Here is a 17718-nt window from a genome sequence, read left to right as displayed (position 1 = left end):
AAACTGCCCTTTCACTCGCAAATCGATAGAACAAGTGACAAATATTCAGGTTCTCTGCGTCGTTCTTGAAATTGGAACTAAGCCAACACCCCAGCCATCGACATCCAGCACAACGCCGCCTGCGTCACGACCATTGCTCCCGACAACAGCAGAAACAGCTTGCGCTGCCGCGTCTCCAGCGCATCGGCGAAGACGCCGCCGATAAAGGTGAAGAGAAACGGCAACGCCCACAGCCAGGGCGCCGTCACCACCTGCGTCGTATACAGGGGAAGGAGCGCCAGCATCATCAGCAGGGGGGCGGTATTGCCGAAGTACCGGCTGCTGCGTGACGTCACATAGATCGCCAGCGCCACAACTGTGGCAATCAAGATGCCCGCATTGGCCGGTGTCGTTACGAAGCGGTGCACGGCTTCCAGGGAGAACCAGAACCGTCCGCTGCCGCCGGTAAAGACGTAGCTGAAGGGCGCAGGATGGAAGCCAAACGAGGCAAACACAATCGCCAGCGCACCCAGCCCCGCGAAGACCATGATCTGCGATACATAACTGCGCCGCCGCTCCGCGAGGTAGAAGAAAAATACCAAACCGGCGACAAACCCAATCATGCTGGCTAGCAGGTGCGCCGCAGCCGTGAAGCCCAGCGCTACCGTCAGCAGGACGATCCGGGGACGCCACTTCCGTCTCGGCCCCTGGAGTGCATGAGCTACGCCCATCGCCGTATAGACGAGCCCATAAAGCCCCCACAGCGCAAGAATCTCATTGTTCGGCATCGTCGCGTACCGGACGATCGCCGGGCAGAAACAGTAGAGTGCCAGCGCCAGCGCGCCACCCTCATTGCCGAAGAGCCGCTTGGCGACCCACCACAGTCCCCCGCCAAGCCACACCGCAAACAGGCAGAACGGGAGCCGCAGCAGATACTTCACCCAGGAGAGTTCGTGCCGCGTCTCCCAGGTGGTCCCGTTCAGCCCACCGTTCGCGTAGAGCTTGTTTTCAGGCTTGCGGAAGTGATCGGCCCCCAGCATCAGGAGACGCTGGGCCGTGAGCGGAAAGCCCGCCAGGCGATAGGCGAAGGTTCCGTCGCCGTTCAGGTTGCCGCAGGTGGTGAAGTAGCCGGCAACGGGGGAGGGCCGCTCCCACATCTCGCGGCCGCAGCGCGCGTAGCGGTAATCGTTGGCGTCGAGCGGCCGGTGCGCGATCGACCAAAGGCACTCGCCGAAGAGTATAAGCAGCAACAGCGCGGCGACTCTCTGTCCGCGCCCAATGTAGAAGCCTTTAAGTCTCATCGTCTGAGGTGAGTTTACTAGCAGCGAGGCCTTGTACCCTGTAGATATGGATTCGTTGACCTTCAAACCCGGTGATGCCTTTCTCTCCTCCGACTCGCCCGCCGTTCCCTGGACGGCCGTCTTTGAGGACGAAGGCGAAAGCGGATACTTCTACGCCTGCGACCGTTCCCAGGAGACCCAGGAACACAGCATCATGGACGCGATGCTGGTCTACAACATCTCCTCGTTCAAAGAGCCCGACCGCGAGTACATCGCCAGTGTGCAGTGGTCGCGGGACGGCCAGCAATGCGTGCTGTACATCGACGGCAGTGCGCAGGCATTGATTGATTTTGCGAGGAAGCTGAGCTTCTGCCGCACGAACTTCCCCAACTTTCTGGAGCAAAGCGGCGAGATCTGGCGGAAAAACTCCCATGCCTGGGATGAAGAGGCGATTCGCCGGTTTGAAGCAGCGATTTACACCTAGACGCAGCAATCCCTATAAACGCAGCAAAGGGCGGGGATAAACCCGCCCTTTGTCACATCAGATCTTGGTGCCGAAAAGAGGACTCGAACCTCCACACCCTTGCGAGTACATGGACCTGAACCATGCGCGTCTGCCAATTCCGCCATTTCGGCTCACTTCAGCCGAGCGCCTGGCGCCAACTGCGTGAACTCTTAGTTTCCCAGAGGGGTGCACCTCATGTCAAACTGTTCTCCGGTCGAGCTGTTGAACTTTGGCGAATCGTTTTCTTCACAGTCCTCGTCGAACTAACCACAACGACCTAGCGTAGAGGAGCCGTCTACAATCTGATGAGTAAGTCCTCGACCGATACCTTGGCCAATCAGCAACAAATTCCCGAAGAAGTTGCGCTTGAGATCCGCCGCCTGGCGCACGATCTCTCCAATTCGCTTGAAGTCATCGTCCAGACCAGCTACCTGCTGAGTATGGCCGAGCTCAAGGAACCTGCCAGCGATTGGCTGCGAATGCTCGACTCCGGGGTGCAGAAGGCGCTCGAACTAAACCTGGAATTACGCGAGTTCGTGAAGAAACACACGCCACGGTAGAGAGCGAGTCAGCAGGTCAGCGAGTCAGCCACAAATCTACTGCTGACTTGCTGACGCGAAGCAAGCTGACTCGCTGACTTACCCCTCACTCCGCAGCAGCAATGGCCGCAACGATCTTGTCCATCGCAACCCGATCCGCCGAACTCTGCGGCGAGTGATCGTCCACCACAATAGAAAAAATAACCTGCCGCCCGCTTGCGCCGTCGAGATACCCCGAAAGCGCCCGCGACTCGCCCAGCGTCCCCGTCTTCGCGAAGACATGATCTTTGAGCGGCGGATCAGCGAAGCGCGCGGCCAGCGATCCGTCCTCGCCGCCCACTGGCAACGCGGGCTTCCATCGCGAAAACCATGGCTGCTTTGCCGCGTAAGCTAATAGCTGCGCGGTCGCACGCGGCGCAACGAGATCATGGGTGCTCAGGCCCGAGCCATCGTAGAAGACGAAGTCGTCTCCATCGAGCCCCGCGTGCAGCAGAAAAGCACGCACCATGCGCGCGCCTCCAACCGTCGATCCCTGACCACAGGAGACGTGCTGCCCGAGATGATGCAACAGCAACTCCGCATGTAAGTTCTGGCTGACCTTGTCGGTGAAGATCACGTCCTCGGCCAGCGTCGCGGACGTATGCGAGGCCAGGACCTCCTCTTGCGGCCACAAGGATTCGCAGGATTCGCCCGTCGGTCCAGCGTTGAATGTAGCCTCTTCCTGCCCACCGGGCGCATGCAGAACGGACGAGAACCCCCGCCCATCGACCACCGGTCTATGCTCTCCCCGGGCCTCACCGACGACAGCAATGCCCCGTTCCAGCAACATGCCGCGCAGGGCCATCGCCGCATACACCGCGGGGTCGTCGATAGCGATGTACTCGACATCCGGCCTGGCATCCTCAGCCAGTTCTCCATAGACCCGCAACACACGAGAGCCCGGCGCATGTTCGACCTGTACCCCCAGCGAGGGAGTGTGCGCCTCCCCGGTCGTCACCTCGGATTGCACGCTGTAATAGGGCACGCCATTCTGTTCGAGTTCCACGATCGCCGCCCGATCCGCCGGCCCATCTGCCGGCTTGATCGCCTTGCGAGGAGTGATGGTCAGACGCAGTTCGTTATCCGAGATTGTGAGCGCGCTGACAGGAGCGCCATAGCCCCACACCAGATCGTCGGCCTCCCAACCCTCCGCATAGGGCTCCCACGGAAACAGCGTATCGTCGCCGATGATCCTGCCTGTGACGCGCTTCACGCCCTTGGCCACGAGTTGATCGGCCAACGCTTCCAGATCGTGGAGAGCGGGCGGCTTTACCTTGTCCTTTGCCCGTTGGGCGGGGGCCACATACGGCAGGTTGTCCGCTCCAAAGTTCGCATCGCCTCCGCCGGCCAGCACGAGGTCGCCGTTCACTACGCCGGTAGCCTCGTCGAGCTTGCCATAGAGACGTGTCTCGAAGGTTCTGTCCGGGCCAAGCAACGCCATGGCAGCCGTCGTGGTGAAGAGCTTGTTATTCGACGCCGGACGAAACAGCTTGCCCTCGTCGAGACCATAGAGCGGCACGCCGTCTAACGTCGTAACAGCGATCCCCCAGTGGGCGCGGGAGACGGCAGGATCGGCCAGCAGGGCTTCGATCGTCGCTCCCAGAGGCGTGCCCGGTCCCGTCGGGAATGCGGGATGAACGATAGGCGGCGGAACGATGGAGGGCGTTTGGGCGGAGGCCGTGAGACCGGCAACGAGACCCAGGGCAAACACAAGACTGCAAGAGGCACGCATGGCCGCAGTCTACATCTACAATTCGCAGATGACCTTCGCCCCGCGTCCACACTTTGACTGGCGGCTCCGCACCCGAACGCTCGCACTGGGCGAGCGAACGCTGATCATGGCGATCGTCAACCTGACGCCCGACAGCTTCTCCGGCGACGGCGTCGCCCGGCAGGACACAGGCCAGATGACTGCCGCCGGAATCGCCGCAGCCGTCGCGGCGGTCGACAGCGGCGCCGACATCATCGATCTTGGCGCGGAGTCGACGCGGCCCAGCTCCGAGCCACTCAGCTCCGAAGAGGAACAACTGCGCCTGCTGCCCGTTCTCGAGGGCCTATTACGGGAGCGCTCCCAGGCGATCGTCTCCGTCGATACGTACCACGCGGCCACGGCACGGAACGCAGCCCTTATGGGAGCTGAGATCATCAATGATGTCTCCGGCCTGTTATGGGATAAAGCCATGGTTACGACCGTCGCCTCCGCACACTGCGGCCTGCTGCTGATGCATACCCGCGGCCGTCCGCAGGACTGGCGCGCCCTGCCCCCTTTGACTCCGGAAGAGGTCGTTCCCCTGGTGCAGGAGGGACTGCGGGAGCAGCTCATGGTGGCCCAGTCCGCCGGCATCTCCCGGGAACATATCGTCATCGATCCGGGATTCGGCTTCGGCAAGCTGGGCCGGGACAACTTCGCGCTGTTGGCGGGTCTTCACCAACTCAGCAAGCTTGGTTACCCTCTCCTGGCCGGGGTTTCTCGCAAGGCCTTTCTCGGTGAGGCGGTGCGTGCCGTCCAACCGGCAGGCCTGCCCCTCGCCGAGGCACGCCGTACTGCAACCATCGCCGCAAACGTCGCCGCCATCTTGAATGGAGCGCACATTCTGCGTGTGCACGATGTGCAGCAGGCAAGAGAAGCTGCGGCAGTAGCAGATGCGGTAAAGCAGGGATTAGGGCACAGGGGTTAGGGATTAGGAAAGACATCTGTCTAATCCCTAACCCCTGTGCCCTAATCCCTGTACTACAGCGTCATCACTTCTTTTTCCTTCGCTTTGAAGAGATCCTCAACGCGCTTGATCTGAGAGTCCGTAAGCTGCTGAATCTCTTCATTGGCGCGCTTTTCGTCGTCAGCCGAGATCAGCTTGTCCTTGGCGGCCTTCTTCACCGTCTCATTGCCATCGCGACGGATATTGCGGATGGAGGTCTTGTGATCTTCGAGCACCCCGGCGAGCTGTTTGATCCCCTCGCGGCGGCGCTCCTCGGTCATCGGCGGAATGGGCACACGGATGATCTTGCCGTCGTGCATGGGATTGAATCCCTGACTGCTGGTGCGGATGGCCTTTTCGATCGCCTGTACCAGGGATTGCTCCCATGGCTGGACGACGATCAGGTTGGCCTCAGGCGTGGTGACCTGCGCAACCTGCGCAATCGCAGTCTCCGTACCATAGTAGTCAACCTTGACGTTATCGAGCATATGAACGGAAGCCCGGCCCGTACGGACACTCAACAGGTTGGCGCGGAAGTCTTCCGCAGTCTTGTCCATGCGCGACTTCAACTCCTCGTACACGCCCTTCAGTGCGACTATGCTCGCCATTGCCGATGCCATTGTGTTGCTGTCCTCCATTGAATACAACGCCTGATTTTACAGACGTTGACGGTTTGATGTGAAAAAACGGCGAAAACCCTGGATCTTTACGGGTTATAGGCTAAGATCAAAGCGTCGGAACAGTTGGAAAGCTGCCCCTGCAAAACCAGCAGTATCTTTGTAGTGAATCGCTTTCCGATTGACTTAGCACCAGCCACTCGATACGATAAGACAACTGCTCAGAACTTTGTTGTTGATGATGTGTCTAAGAACGTAAAGGACACGATGTTCTGCGCGGTTCATCCCGAAGGTTTTAGCTTCAGAAGCATCCAAACGGAAAGCCGACGGCATCTTTAGACTTGAACGCATCCAACAACGAATAGGGACATACTACTTATGAAGAAGACCTTTCTGTTCGCGACCCTTGCCCTCGCCTTCATGGCAGCTATGCCAATGCATGCACAATCCGTGCTGACCGGCTGCACGGACACACCAGAGAATCCTACCCTGATTCTGGCAGGCCTCTCCGGTGGCGCGTACGCCGTATCCGCACTCAGGACGCGTCTTCGCGCCCGCCGCAAGTCAGATCAAAAGTAAAATCTGGTGAGTTGCAGCTTGATGGCTGCTGGTGTCTTCTTTGTCGAGCATCTTTCCAGAGCGATTCAGGCCGCAAGTCGCCGTCGCGTACGCCTCAGTGTGCGCGGCGGTAGGCCTATTAAGTATCTACGGTTCCGTACAGGCCCTGCTTGAGATCTGGCGAACCGACGCCCTTAAATCGATAGGAATGGTCGTTCCCATCATTTGCTTCGCCCTTATTTTGAGGGCCTGGCGATCCATTGGGTGGGAGACCGAAGGCTCCTGGTGGGGTTTCGCAGTTCTGGCAACCTCCTCCATCCTCATGTTTCTTCGCGATCAGATGCTCCTGATCGTAACTGTTAACAAAGACTGGCTGCTGCAACTGCCACCGCTTCCACTGGTAGCAGTGGTTTATGCGACCGGCATGGTATTGCTCTTCGGTGGAAAGCGCCTTCTGCGTGCCGCCTGGTTCCCCATCCTTTTGATGTGGGCCGTTATCCCTGTCCCCCAGACCTTCAGCCATTTTGTCGATCTCCCGCTTCAGCATGCCGGGGCCTCTGTCGCACGCGGTTTTGCCCAGCTCATTGGCGCAAAGCTCAGCACCGTGGACCTCAATATCCTGTTCGCTCCCAGGTTTGGGATGTTCATCGCCCCCGGATGCGACGGTCTGCGCGGATCGATCACCCTGGGACTCACGGCGATCGTCGTTGGCTATGTCTACCGCTTTCGCTGGTTCGTGTTCGCTCCCCTGGTGCTCGGTGCGGTCCTGCTGGGATACGTCTTCAACCTGCTGCGCTTGTGCAGCCTAGTGGTCTATGACCGGATCGCGGTCTCCTTTCCTGCACTGCAGGCCCATGAACAGTTGGCCGATCACATCGTAGGCGCCTGCCTGTTTCTGCTGGCGGCGTTCCTGTTCTTCACCACCATTGAGAAGCTGCGCCGCACGCCGGAAGATGTGAACGCTGCGCCGCCGGAAGAGAAGCCGTCACGCGGCCCGGTGGCAGTGCCCTACCTCGCAAAGGTGGTGGCCATCCTGATCCTGTCGACGGTCTTCGGCCTTGAGGCGATGCACACCGCCCGCGTCGACGCGATGGCCGTGAAGTCCGCGGCCACACCTCCTCCCATGCCCCAGCACATCGGCAACTTCTCGCTAGTACGCTCCTGGGCTGAGGGTTTGGTCGACGGAACCGTAGTCTACGTGTGGGGCGAGTACGAGGCGCCGGGAGATGCCCCCGGAGTTGCCGGGACGCATGTCTCTCTTGGGATCTCTCCGGAGCTGGGCGTGCACGATGCCGAGGTCTGCCACATCGCCCGGGGCGAGAACCCAACCTGGCACGGACAGATCGAATCGCCATCTACGCAGGGACCGGTCGACCTAACCGCCGCGACCTATAACGACGGCCTGACGCAAAAGCTGGAGGCCTCCACCGTATGCGATGGCGGGGCCTGCAGGCAGTATTCGCAGACCAGCCAGCATGTAACCCTGGTGTACGCCAAGCCGCACCGCGGACTACCGCTCCAGGCCGACGCGACGCGCCCCGTCCCCGTGCTGCTGAAGATCGAAACCTCCGATACAAGCTCCCCCGTGAGCTCAATCGAACCCAAGCTGGCGGCCGGACTGCAGGAGTTCCTGAAGAGCGCGGATCTTGTCGGCCTGACTGTTCCCTACAGCAGACGCTAGGATGCATCACCAAACGGCACCTGGAGTCTGGTCGAACCGTGCAATCGGTTTGTCGAGGCATGGATCGGAAGGGCATGGCTTCAGCCATGCCGCAAAGGCAGTGTTGAGAGGCCCTTTCCACTCTGCCGAAGAACCGGGCCCCGGCGAGCCGCTTTTGCTCGCTGGGTGGTAACGCCGGAGTGAAGTCCACAGGGCGCAACGACTGAATTGCCTTCCTTCGTGCGACCAGGCTGCACAAGAACCACCAGGGACACGTTCGAGGATGTGGCCACCCGTTTCGCCGCAATCAAGGAAAGCAATTCGGTCGCTCCGGCTGCGCCTTCACTCCAGCCTTCGGCAGAGAGGTATGGGCCTTCGGCCCGGTTTCCTGCGGCATGGCTGAAGCCATGCCCTTAACGAAACAGTGCCACAGCGAGCCATTTGCACAATCGAACTTCATCCCAACAGCCGTTTGATGACACACCCTAAAGCGTTTGCCTTTGTTTTTCCTATCCACGCTTTACGGTTTTGGCGACGCGAATGAAAAGCAAATTCGTCATGAAAAAGGCAACTGCAAAACGTGGGCTTCAGGTCCGGGAGCAAGGTTCGGAGGAAGATCTTGATTTATGTACGCCGAAGGGTCGCCGCTACACTTCGCTTCTCCCGAGTAGCAGTGCATCCCCTATAATCAAGATTCCCTTCGTTCGCGCAGGGTTTGGTATTCAAAAAAGCTTTGAGAGATTCAAAGAGCAGTGAGGGTGTGGTTATCTTTACCGGAACGCGAGTGAGCGGAAGCTCTCTGATCAGTACGTCCCAGCCTGTGCGCGCGCGCTCGAGCCGCATTCGCATTCCAGTCACCGCGCTTACAGCGTTGGCGACGATGGCCTTGATTCCAGCTCTCACACCCGCACTTCGAGCGCAGGTGCAGGCCCAGCCGCAGTTCAGCGGAGCGCAAGCAGGCCCGCAGATCCTGTGCCAGACGCAGGTCATCGGTAACCGCCGCATCCCCAAGGAGTCCATCCTGGCGCGGTTGTTCTCGCGGCCTGGAGATCCCTTCGATCCCGTCGTGGTCGAACGCGATTTCAATTCGCTCTGGAACACCAGCTACTTCGACGATGTGCGCATCGAGCGCGTCAATGAGGCAAACTGCGTTCAGCTCATCGTGTACGTGCGCGAAAAGCCCACCATTCGCGAGATGAACTTCAAGGGCCTGAACGCCGTTACCATCTCCGATGTGTACGACCGCTGGAAGAAAGAAAAAGTCGGTCTCACCGTCGAGAGCCAGTTCGATGAAACGCGCGTCAAGCGTGCGGAAGTCGTCCTGCAGGAGATGCTCGGCGAACACGGACATCAGTTCGCGGTCATCAAGACCGAGATCAAGACGATTCCTCCAGCAGCCGTTGCGCTGACCTTCAATATCAAGGAAGGCCCTACCGTAAAGGTGGGCAAGATCGTCTTCCAGGGAAATCAGCAACTCAACGCGCGTGAACTCCGCGCCTCGATGAAGAACCTGAAGCCCATCGGCATTCCGCACTCGATCTTCCTCGAAGATCTTCTGCCTCGCACCTTCGACGCCAGCAAGCTGGACGAAGATGCAGAGCGCGTGCGCGGAGCCTATCGCGACAAGGGTTACTTCAAAGCACTGACCGGTGAGCCGCAGACCAACGTCCGCAATGCCGGCGGTATCAATCCCTTCACGCTGCGTCCTTCTACCGGCAAGCGCGTCGACATCCTGATCCCCGTCGAAGAAGGTGCTCGCTATCGTTTGGGCGGCATCACCTTTACCGGCAACAAGGAATACACCAACAAGAAGGCCCTGCGTGCGCAGTTCGCGCAGAAGGACGGCGAGTACTTCAACGCCACGCTCTTCGGCAAGGGCATTGAAGCATTGCGCAAGGCCTATGGCGAGGGCGGCTTCATCAACATGGTCGGCACGCCGACCCCGCGTGTCGATGAAGCCAAAAAGCTCGTCTATCTCGATGTCGATATCGACGAAGGCAAGAAGTTCTACGTCTCGCGCATCGAGTTCTCGGGCAACACCATCACCCGCGATAAGGTCATCCGCCGCGAGATCCTCATCGAAGAGGGCCAGGTCTACAACAGCCGTCTCGTCGATCTCTCGCTGCTGCGCTTGAACCAGCTCAACTACTTCGACACGCTGAAGGCTGAGCAGGACGTGGAGACACGCCAGAACGCTGACGCCGGCACGGTCGACCTGCTGTTGAAGCTGAAGGAGAAGGGCAAGAACTCCATCGGCCTGAACGGCGGACTCAGCGGTCTTTCCGGCTCCTTCATCGGCCTCAATTACGAGACCAACAACTTCCTCGGACTGGGCGAGACCCTGAACGTAACCGCTAACATCGGCGATCTGTCGCGCACCCTGAGCCTGGGCTTCAATGAGCCCTATCTGCGCAACAAGCCGATTTCGCTGGGTATGCAGGTGTTCAGCAGCAAGTCCGACTTCAACCCAGCCAAGGCCGCCTCTCTTACCGGCACCGTGGCAGGATCGAATCAGGCGAACCAGCAACAGTCGCTATCGAGCAACTACAACCAGTCCTCGACCGGCTTTACCATCTCAACGGGCACGCCGTTGCGCAAGCTGTTCCGTCGTTCGGGCGTGGCCAGGGTCGGTGTCACCTACTCCCTGTCGCGTTCAGGCATTACGACCTTCAGCGATACGACGCGCAACGTCTTCCAATCGCTGGCATTCCGTTCCGGTATCGCAGGATCGAGCCAACTGACCGGCATCATCACCTCCAAGATCACTCCCAGCTTCAGCTTCTCGACGCTGGACCGGGCACAGGGACCGCACCACGGCAAGGACTTCAACATTGCGTTCGAGGTAGCAGGTGTTGGTGGAAACACCAAGTACTACGCGCCAACCGCAACCTACCGCCAGTTCTTCCCGATGAAGGGCCTAAGGATGGATCGTGAAGGACACAACGTCCTGGGCTATCGCATCCAGCTCTCCAACGTCGCCGGCTTCGGCGGTCAGGTTGCACCACCCTTCAACCGTATCTATGGCGGCGGCGAGAACGAAGTACGCGGCTTCGACATCCGTTCGAGCTCACCGTATACCTTCATCCCGACGCGGGTATTGTTCAACCTCACTAACCCCGACGGCACGCTGGTTCCGCGCGACCCGACCAACGCCACACTGGGCAACGTGCAGATCCCCCTGCCTATCTATCGTCTGGCTCCCATCGGCGGCGATACCAGCCTTACGTCGAACGTCGAGTATCGTATCCCGATCGTCAACCAGGTGACGTTTGCTGTCTTCACCGACTTCGGCCTGACGTTCGATACGGAGAAGTCGCAGCTACGCCAGAGCGTGCTCGGCCAATCGATCCTCAACACGCCGCTCTATGGCTGCCCTGAGGTCATCAACGGTGCCTGCTTCGGCGGACAGAAGGTGACCTTCCCGCTCGACCTGGCCACGGTGCCCCATACAAACATCGTCCCGCGTATGTCGAACGGCGCCGAGCTGCAGGTCATCCTGCCGATCGTCAACGCACCGTTCCGCATTTACTACGCTTACAACCCGCTACGTCTCTACAGAAACCTGCCACAGCAGTTGGCTGTAACGCCGCAGCAGTTCCAGCAACTCTTCCCCACCAATCTGGGTGCGGGTCAGTTCACCTACCAGCAAGCCCTGCAACTCTACGGTGCGGATTACGTACTGCGAGAGCCACGTAAGACCTTCCGCTTTACCGTCGCAACGACGTTCTAAGAGCAGGAAACAAGAAGCAGAAAGGCCCAGTCTACGGACTGGGCCTTTCTGTTTAACCTCCGCTGTTGCGGTTCTGGTTGTCATTCCGAGGCACCGCCGAGGAACCTGCTTCCCTGCACGGACAGGCACGAATGCGCGCACTGGCAGAAATCGGAAGGGCGCGGCTTCAGCCGTGCCGTAAAAGGCAGAGCTGAAGCCTTGTACCGCTCTGCCGAAGGCTGGAGTGAAGGCGCAGCCGGAACGACTGAATTGCTCTTCTTGGTGGAGGCGAATGAGTCTGGCTGTCGGCACGAATCGCTGCAGCACAGCTGATGTGGAGCTAGCAATTCACCCGTCGGACTTTCGTGAAGGTGGCAGCAAAGAGAGACACGTGGGCATTCCCAAGCGTCTTCGGCCCGACAAAGGAGAGCAATTCAGTCGTTCCGGCTGCGCCTTCACTCCAGCCTTCGGCAGAGCGGTACAAGGCTTCCAACCTGGGCATTAGTGGCACGGTTGAAACCGTGCCCTTCCGGTTTTCACACCTTTATTTGTGGTGATACGAGCAAACAGCAGATTCCCTTCGGGAATGACAACCAGAAAAGCAACAACAAAAACAACAGCAAAGGCAACGGCAACCAGAAGAACGGACAGCTGCTCTAATCTTTCTTCTCGAGATGCAGTGTCTGCAATACCTCATCATGAAATTCGTTGAGGAGGAAACCGAGAGCTGCGCCACCCAGCGACCCGCCATAGGTGGAAGCCGTATCGTGAAAGTTTCTGTTGATGCTTGGATAGGAAGCGTTCGTCAGCACACTGGACGCGGCATACCCCAGCAACAGGGAGCCATTGACCGTGGAGTCTCCGCTATCCGTACGCGTAATCAGCGGACGTGATGCCGCGTACGCTATGCGGTAGAAAAAGTTGTGCTGCGGCCCCTGCACATAGTAGCGGCTATCCTCATGCAGCATGGGAGCGAGGATCGCATCCGCGAACAGAGATTCTGTGGTGTCACGAAGAACCACCGCTCCCAACCGCTTTTTAAAGGCATCCGTGTCGCTGCCGTAGTTCGGCTGGCCGTTGGCCAGTTGCGAGTAGCCTGCCGCAAATACCATCCCGGCAATGCCTCGTGGCGAGTAAAGGTTATGGATGCCAAGTACGACCTGTTGACGCGTCGTCAGGGGCTGTGCCGTCCATCCGGCGGGGATGTTTTTCGTCAGCGTCGAAGCGACATGCGTACTCTCCACCTGGCCCCGAGGTGCGGAGACCGGCTCACGAAGAGCAACCGCGCTGGGGGCGTCAGGCAGATCCTCCGTATCGTCGCTACTGCTCGATACGGCATCGGAGACGGCGACCGACTTGAAGAACTCTTTCGCTGAGTCAGAAGAAGCCAGCAACATCGTCTCTGTTCGAGCTGCGCCCGGAGAGAAGATCCGATCCTGACCTTGTGCCGTGCCTGGCCCTGCTACCAATACTGTGCCGAACAGCGCTGGAACAAAAAAAGAAATACTCCAGCTACGCAAATTCAAGTTCATCGAGCCCTTCCGTTCTTCCGGCCAACGGCTGCACTGAAACGGCAGTCTTGCCCCGCCGGTGATGGGGCTCTTTATAAAAGGACGCCTTCGGCCCCCATGCGGTTGTATTTGGATACGTTAGCTGATAGACAAAGCAGGGTCGTTACCAGCTAGGCACTGTGTCCCGCAATGACGTTGACTCTCCGCTTGCACGAACGAATCATCGAAGAGGAAGCGTTGCCGACGCGAGGGGTATGGGCCAATGGAGCAGCAAAGCGGAACAAAACGTCCCTGGGAAGAGCGGGTCGCAGAGACCGGCGCACGGCTTCGCGATGAGTTTCAGGAGGAGCTGCGGCGCGTCGTGCGGTTCATCGATGACGAGGTCGTTCCCGAGGTTCGCCGCAACGGCTCGACTGCCCTGCGCAGCGCCGCGAGCCGGCTGCAACAACTCGCGGAACACATGGACGACAGCAAGCGCTCCAATCCAGGCAGCGAAACCAGCGAATCCGGCAACTCCAGAGAATCCAAGGGAGAGACGCGATGAAGAAACTGCGCGCAGACCTTGGCCGCAGGGCGGCAACGTTCGCCATGATGGCGCTTGCTTCTCTCCTCATGGCGGGGTGTCACCATAGGACGACCGTTGCTTATCAGCCTCCGCCGCCACCCGTGAACTCGCATCGTTCGACTACGAGCACGGCCTCCACCGAACCGCCCATCGACCTCAAAAAAGAGGCCTCCAGCGCTCCTAAGGGCTTCTTTGACGACACCAGCGGCAGGCCTGTCTTTACCGAAGAGGGCACCGCAAGCTGGTATGGCACGATCTATCACCACCACGCTGCCGCCGACGGCACGATCTTCGACCAGAACGAGATGACCGCCGCTCACCGCACTCTGCCGATGGGCTCAACGGTGCGCGTGACCAACCTTGCCACCGGCCAACAGGTGCTGGTCCGGATCACCGATCGCGGGCCGTTTGCGCCCGGCCGCGTACTGGACCTCTCCATGGGTGCAGCTAAAGCCGTTGGGATCTATCGTGCGGGCGTGGCGAAGGTGAAGGTTGAGGCCTTTGCTCATGCAAGCCCCGACCCCGAGGGCAGGTGGTGTGTGCAGACCGGCGCGTTCAAGACAGAGGGCGATGCACTCGACCTAAAGGCCGGACTGCTGCACCGGTACAACACGGCAAAAGTCACCGAATTCTCCGGCCCCACCGGCTTCTGGGTGCGGATCGACCCAGTGCAACACAGCAAGACCCAGGCCGCCGAGATCGCCGACTGGATCGGCACACCCGATCCGGCGGCGTTGCCTTATCTGGTGCGGCTTGACTAGGTGCTAGTGGCAAGTGAGAAGTGAGAAGTGCAGTGCTTTCGTTGTTGCTCTTGTCTTTCTGGTTGTCATTCCGAGGCGCAGCCGATGAACCTGCGGTCTCCCGTTTTTTGTGTTGCCCAAAACATAAATCTTGCGCTGGAGCATAACGTTCGTGGTGAAACTTGCGAAGAGCGGGAGACAGCAGGTTCACTCGCTACGCTCGGAATGACAACCAGAAAAACAAAAGCACTGTACTTGCCACTTACCACTTACCACTTACCACTTGCCACTTACCACTCGCACTTTCTCCTTGGCTTAATCCTGTAAGACAGGCGTAGGATGTTGTCCGTGCGCTCCCTTACCCTTTTTCTCTTTGTTCTGCTGCCCCTGCATGCTTCGGTCATTGGCACGAGCAAGCCTGCCGAAGCTTTGACCGAAGCCCGTGTAATGGCGCTTCCAGCGGCGCAGCGCGGGCCGTGGCTCGACTACCTGAAGCGATCCGCGGAGCAGATGCGCGCCGATAAGGCTGCGCTGGCCACAGAGCGCGAGGGCCTGGAAGAGATACCCCCGCTGCCGAAACAGTATTTTTCGGCCAGATCGATTCCGCTGCATCGCTCACCTGATTTCTACAAGAGCGAGGAGGCGCGACACATCGGCGATGTCATCCTGTCGTTCCAGACGGCGGCAGGAGGCTGGTCGAAGAACCTCGATATGAGCGCCTCCGCGCGGCTGCGTGGACAGAGCTATGCCACGGCGAACCTTGCGCCGGTCGGCAGTGGGCCGGGCGACTTCGATCAGGCCGCCGATGAGAAGTGGCACTATGTCGGCACGCTCGACAACGACGCCACCAACACCGAGCTGCACTTTCTTGCGGAGCTCTCGGCGGCACTGCCCGGACATGAGGGCGATGCCTATCGTGCCGCGGCTCTGCGCGGAATCAAGTACCTGTTGCAGGCGCAGTTCCCGAACGGCGGATGGCCACAGGTCTGGCCCCTGGAAGGTGGCTATCACGACGCGATCACCTTCAACGACGATGCCGTAACGGAGTCGGCCCAGGTGTTAACGCTGGCGGCAAGGGGCGAGCGCGCTGCTGCCGGCAAGGAAGCGGGCGCGGCGGATTCGCAGCAGCCAATGGAGGACTACAGCTTCGTTCCCACAGCCTTACGTGTAAAGGCCAAGGCAGCCGTGGCCAGGGCGCTTCAATGCATCCTCGCAACGCAGGTCCGTGTGCCTGCGGCGGATGGCAGGGGCACCGTCCTCGCCGTCTGGGCGCAGCAGCATGATCCGCTGACGCTGGCCCCTGTCGCCGCGCGCAACTTCGAGCCGGAGGCGCTTAGTTCAGGCGAATCGGCCAGTGTGATGGAGTACCTGATGTCGCTCAGCCATCCTTCTCCTGCCGTTGTGCGTTCCGTAGACGCGGCTGCCGCATGGTTCGAGGCCCACAAGATCATGGGCTACGAGTGGAGTGGCGGACGAAACACTCCAGGGGGACGCAAACTGACGGCCTCGCCGGGCGCGGGTCCGCTGTGGGCGCGGTACTACTCACTGACGACCGGCAAACCGATCTTCGGCGATCGCGACAAGACAATCCATGACGACGTGATGGACCTCACACTCGAACGGCGCAACGGCTACGCGTGGTACGGCAATGGGCCGGAGAAGACGCTCCAGGCATACGCTACATGGAAGCCCGCACATTCAGCGAAATGAACGCATCCAATCGTTCATGCGCGATGAGACAAAAGATAACGACGTTCTAATTCTTGGAGCCGGTATCGCCGGGCTCGCAGCAGCACGCGCCCTGGGCGAGCGCGGCATACGGGCCAATGTACTGGAGGCTCGCGATCGCGTGGGTGGGCGTCTGCTTACGCGAGTGAGCGCAGGCGGAGGCATCGTTGAACTCGGCGCGGAGTTCGTCCACGGACGTGCTCCTGAGCTGTGGGCGCTTCTCGCAGAGTGTGAAGCGCAGACCACCGAACGCGACGGCACGATGCTGCGCGAGGAATGGGATGGGGGTCTGATCGAGGACGACCCGCAGGACGAGGAGATGTTTGCGCCGCTGGAAGAACTCGAAGACTTTGCAGGCGAGGATGTCTCCTTTACCGACTGGCTTGCCACCAGCGAGGTTGCCGAAGAAGATCGCCCCGCGTTGCTGGGCTACGTCGAAGGCTTCAACGCCGCCGACGCGCACAAAATCGGCATACGCTCTCTGGGAGTACAGCAGAAGGCAGAGGACGCCATCGAGGGCGACCGTGCCTGGCATCTTCGCGGAGGCTATGCGCAGCTCGCGGAGTACCTGGCTGGCCGCGTCAAAGAGCTTGGCGGCGATGTGCGGCTCAACACCGAGGTCCTCGCTATCCGGTGGAGCGCACATAGCGTTGAAGTCGAAACGACCCAGGGCACGCTGCGCGCGAAGCAGTGCATCGTCACGCTGCCCCTCGGCGTTTTGCAACGCGTCAACGGCGAGGCTGCCTTGCACATCACGCCGGAACCCGCGGCTATCTCACAAGCGCGGCGGTTGGAGATGGGCCACGCCGTTCGCTTTACGCTGGTCTTCCGCGAGCGCTGGTGGGAGCAATCGCCTGCCCTCGATGCCGTAAGTCTGCAAACGATGAGTTTCCTCTTCACCTCAAAGCGTCTGCCCGCCGTCTGGTGGACACCGCATCCTGAACCGGAGGCGTCTCCTACGCTGACCGGCTGGGTGGGAGGGCCTCGCGCCAAACTGCTTGAAGGCAAGAGCGCGGAGGAGCTGGGCCGTGAGGCCTGCACAGCCCTCGCGGAGGTCTTCTCGATGGACGAAGCCCTGGTGCACGCTTCTCTCCTGGAGACGCACACTCATGACTGGTCCAACGATCCCTTCGCACGCGGAGCCTACAGCTACGTTCCTGCCGGTGCGATGGATGCTCCTACAGCGATGACCCAGCCGGAGGTGGATACTCTCTTCTTCGCGGGAGAGCATACCGACACGACCGGGAATTGGGGAACGGTGCATGCGGCGCTCCGCAGCGGCCTGCGTGCGGCACAGCAGGTGCTGGGCGAGGGGTAGAGAGCGCCATCACAACAACGAATCACCTATTTTGCGTCTTCCCACAGAATCGTCATCCTGAGCGTAGCGCCTCGCGTTTTTGCGAGGTGCGGAGTCGAAGGACCCCGAAGAACCTGACCTTACCCAGGGGTGTCGGGACCTTTTCCACCGCAAACGTCCGGGCGCGAGCCTTGGAGGTAGAAAAGGTGCGAAGGACATGGGCAAGATAGCAACTCTCGGGGTCCTTCGACTTCGCGTCCCCAAAAGCTGGGACGCTTCGCTCAGGATGACGATT

14 protein-coding genes and 1 tRNA gene are annotated in these 17718 nt (G+C 59.9%); 10 read left to right on the top strand and 5 right to left on the bottom strand.

Annotated features, from left to right (window positions below; translation table 11 throughout):
- Positions 1-77 precede the first annotated feature (77 nt).
- Positions 78-1280 carry a glycosyltransferase family 39 protein gene (locus ACIX8_RS01080; RefSeq protein ID WP_014263457.1) on the bottom strand — a complete coding sequence of 401 codons (1203 nt, stop codon included), beginning with the start codon at positions 1278-1280 and terminating at the stop codon, positions 78-80.
- Positions 1281-1326: 46 nt separating this feature from the next.
- Here ACIX8_RS01080 and ACIX8_RS01075 point away from each other — a divergent pair, with 46 nt between their 5' ends.
- Entirely contained in the window at positions 1327-1743 is a 417-nt protein-coding gene (locus ACIX8_RS01075) for a DUF2251 domain-containing protein (protein WP_014263456.1), read from the top strand.
- Positions 1744-1808: 65 nt separating this feature from the next.
- Here the strand turns inward: ACIX8_RS01075 and ACIX8_RS01070 are convergent.
- Positions 1809-1895 (bottom strand) — tRNA-Leu (locus ACIX8_RS01070).
- A 174-nt stretch (positions 1896-2069) separates the two neighbouring features.
- Between ACIX8_RS01070 and ACIX8_RS01065 the strand changes: the two genes are divergently transcribed.
- Positions 2070-2324, top strand: coding sequence for a hypothetical protein (locus tag ACIX8_RS01065; RefSeq protein ID WP_014263455.1), 255 nt, complete (start codon positions 2070-2072; stop codon positions 2322-2324).
- 85 nt (positions 2325-2409) lie between these two features.
- Here the strand turns inward: ACIX8_RS01065 and dacB are convergent, their stop codons facing one another.
- A complete protein-coding gene (gene dacB, locus ACIX8_RS01060; protein ID WP_150110443.1) occupies positions 2410-4074 on the bottom strand; it encodes a D-alanyl-D-alanine carboxypeptidase/D-alanyl-D-alanine endopeptidase in 1665 nt (554 codons plus the stop codon).
- On the opposite strand from dacB, the gene folP reads away from it, so the two are divergent.
- Positions 4073-5020 carry a dihydropteroate synthase gene (gene folP / locus ACIX8_RS01055; protein ID WP_014263453.1) on the top strand — a complete coding sequence of 316 codons (948 nt, stop codon included), beginning with the start codon at positions 4073-4075 and terminating at the stop codon, positions 5018-5020. The genes dacB and folP overlap by 2 nt on opposite strands.
- 53 nt (positions 5021-5073) lie before the next feature.
- Here folP and frr read toward each other — a convergent pair whose 3' ends face one another.
- Positions 5074-5658: a ribosome recycling factor gene (gene frr, locus ACIX8_RS01050; protein WP_014263452.1), complete on the bottom strand. Its 585-nt coding sequence runs from the start codon at positions 5656-5658 to the stop codon at positions 5074-5076.
- Between the two features lie 375 nt (positions 5659-6033).
- Here frr and ACIX8_RS01045 point away from each other — a divergent pair, with 375 nt between their 5' ends.
- The 3 genes from ACIX8_RS01045 to bamA all read left to right on the top strand — a co-directional run bounded on the left by ACIX8_RS01045 (position 6034) and on the right by bamA (position 11603).
- The gene (locus ACIX8_RS01045; protein ID WP_014263451.1) at positions 6034-6234 is read left to right on the top strand and encodes a PExPT-CTERM protein; all 201 of its coding nucleotides are present in this window, start codon (positions 6034-6036) and stop codon (positions 6232-6234) included.
- A gap of 31 nt (positions 6235-6265) precedes the next feature.
- Positions 6266-7894: an exosortase J gene (gene xrtJ / locus ACIX8_RS01040; RefSeq protein WP_014263450.1), complete on the top strand. Its 1629-nt coding sequence runs from the start codon at positions 6266-6268 to the stop codon at positions 7892-7894.
- A gap of 739 nt (positions 7895-8633) precedes the next feature.
- Complete coding sequence (gene bamA, locus ACIX8_RS01030; protein ID WP_014263449.1) at positions 8634-11603, top strand: outer membrane protein assembly factor BamA; 2970 nt, start codon at positions 8634-8636, stop codon at positions 11601-11603.
- 635 nt (positions 11604-12238) lie between these two features.
- Here the strand turns inward: bamA and ACIX8_RS01025 are convergent.
- Positions 12239-13114 carry a hypothetical protein gene (locus ACIX8_RS01025; RefSeq protein WP_014263448.1) on the bottom strand — a complete coding sequence of 292 codons (876 nt, stop codon included), beginning with the start codon at positions 13112-13114 and terminating at the stop codon, positions 12239-12241.
- A 241-nt stretch (positions 13115-13355) separates the two neighbouring features.
- Here ACIX8_RS01025 and ACIX8_RS01020 point away from each other — a divergent pair, with 241 nt between their 5' ends.
- The 4 genes from ACIX8_RS01020 (at position 13356) to ACIX8_RS01005 (ending at position 17444) form a co-directional block, all read left to right on the top strand.
- Positions 13356-13637, top strand: coding sequence for a hypothetical protein (locus ACIX8_RS01020; protein ID WP_014263447.1), 282 nt, complete (start codon positions 13356-13358; stop codon positions 13635-13637).
- Complete coding sequence (locus ACIX8_RS01015) at positions 13634-14419, top strand: septal ring lytic transglycosylase RlpA family protein (protein WP_014263446.1); 786 nt, start codon at positions 13634-13636, stop codon at positions 14417-14419. Before ACIX8_RS01020 ends, ACIX8_RS01015 begins: the two co-directional genes overlap by 4 nt.
- A gap of 318 nt (positions 14420-14737) precedes the next feature.
- A complete protein-coding gene (pelA, locus tag ACIX8_RS01010; protein ID WP_014263444.1) occupies positions 14738-16108 on the top strand; it encodes a pectate lyase in 1371 nt (456 codons plus the stop codon).
- A gap of 16 nt (positions 16109-16124) precedes the next feature.
- Entirely contained in the window at positions 16125-17444 is a 1320-nt protein-coding gene (locus ACIX8_RS01005; protein ID WP_014263443.1) for a flavin monoamine oxidase family protein, read from the top strand.
- Positions 17445-17718: the final 274 nt, after the last annotated feature.

Source organism: Granulicella mallensis MP5ACTX8 (assembly GCF_000178955.2).
GTDB lineage: Bacteria > Acidobacteriota > Terriglobia > Terriglobales > Acidobacteriaceae > Granulicella > Granulicella mallensis.
This window is presented reverse-complemented; position numbering and strand designations above follow the sequence as displayed.

What these genes read in the sequence shown, in the direction of transcription:
- frr (WP_014263452.1), bottom strand. Translation starts at nt 5,658, where the DNA reads ATGGCATCGGCAATGGCGAGCATAGTCGCACTGAAGGGCGTGTACGAG.
- ACIX8_RS01015 (WP_014263446.1), top strand. Translation starts at nt 13,634, where the DNA reads ATGAAGAAACTGCGCGCAGACCTTGGCCGCAGGGCGGCAACGTTCGCC.
- ACIX8_RS01080 (WP_014263457.1), bottom strand. Translation starts at nt 1,280, where the DNA reads ATGAGACTTAAAGGCTTCTACATTGGGCGCGGACAGAGAGTCGCCGCG.
- ACIX8_RS01025 (WP_014263448.1), bottom strand. Translation starts at nt 13,114, where the DNA reads ATGAACTTGAATTTGCGTAGCTGGAGTATTTCTTTTTTTGTTCCAGCG.
- folP (WP_014263453.1), top strand. Translation starts at nt 4,073, where the DNA reads ATGGCCGCAGTCTACATCTACAATTCGCAGATGACCTTCGCCCCGCGT.
- dacB (WP_150110443.1), bottom strand. Translation starts at nt 4,074, where the DNA reads ATGCGTGCCTCTTGCAGTCTTGTGTTTGCCCTGGGTCTCGTTGCCGGT.
- ACIX8_RS01045 (WP_014263451.1), top strand. Translation starts at nt 6,034, where the DNA reads ATGAAGAAGACCTTTCTGTTCGCGACCCTTGCCCTCGCCTTCATGGCA.
- ACIX8_RS01075 (WP_014263456.1), top strand. Translation starts at nt 1,327, where the DNA reads ATGGATTCGTTGACCTTCAAACCCGGTGATGCCTTTCTCTCCTCCGAC.
- ACIX8_RS01020 (WP_014263447.1), top strand. Translation starts at nt 13,356, where the DNA reads ATGGAGCAGCAAAGCGGAACAAAACGTCCCTGGGAAGAGCGGGTCGCA.
- pelA (WP_014263444.1), top strand. Translation starts at nt 14,738, where the DNA reads ATGTTGTCCGTGCGCTCCCTTACCCTTTTTCTCTTTGTTCTGCTGCCC.
- ACIX8_RS01005 (WP_014263443.1), top strand. Translation starts at nt 16,125, where the DNA reads ATGCGCGATGAGACAAAAGATAACGACGTTCTAATTCTTGGAGCCGGT.
- ACIX8_RS01065 (WP_014263455.1), top strand. Translation starts at nt 2,070, where the DNA reads ATGAGTAAGTCCTCGACCGATACCTTGGCCAATCAGCAACAAATTCCC.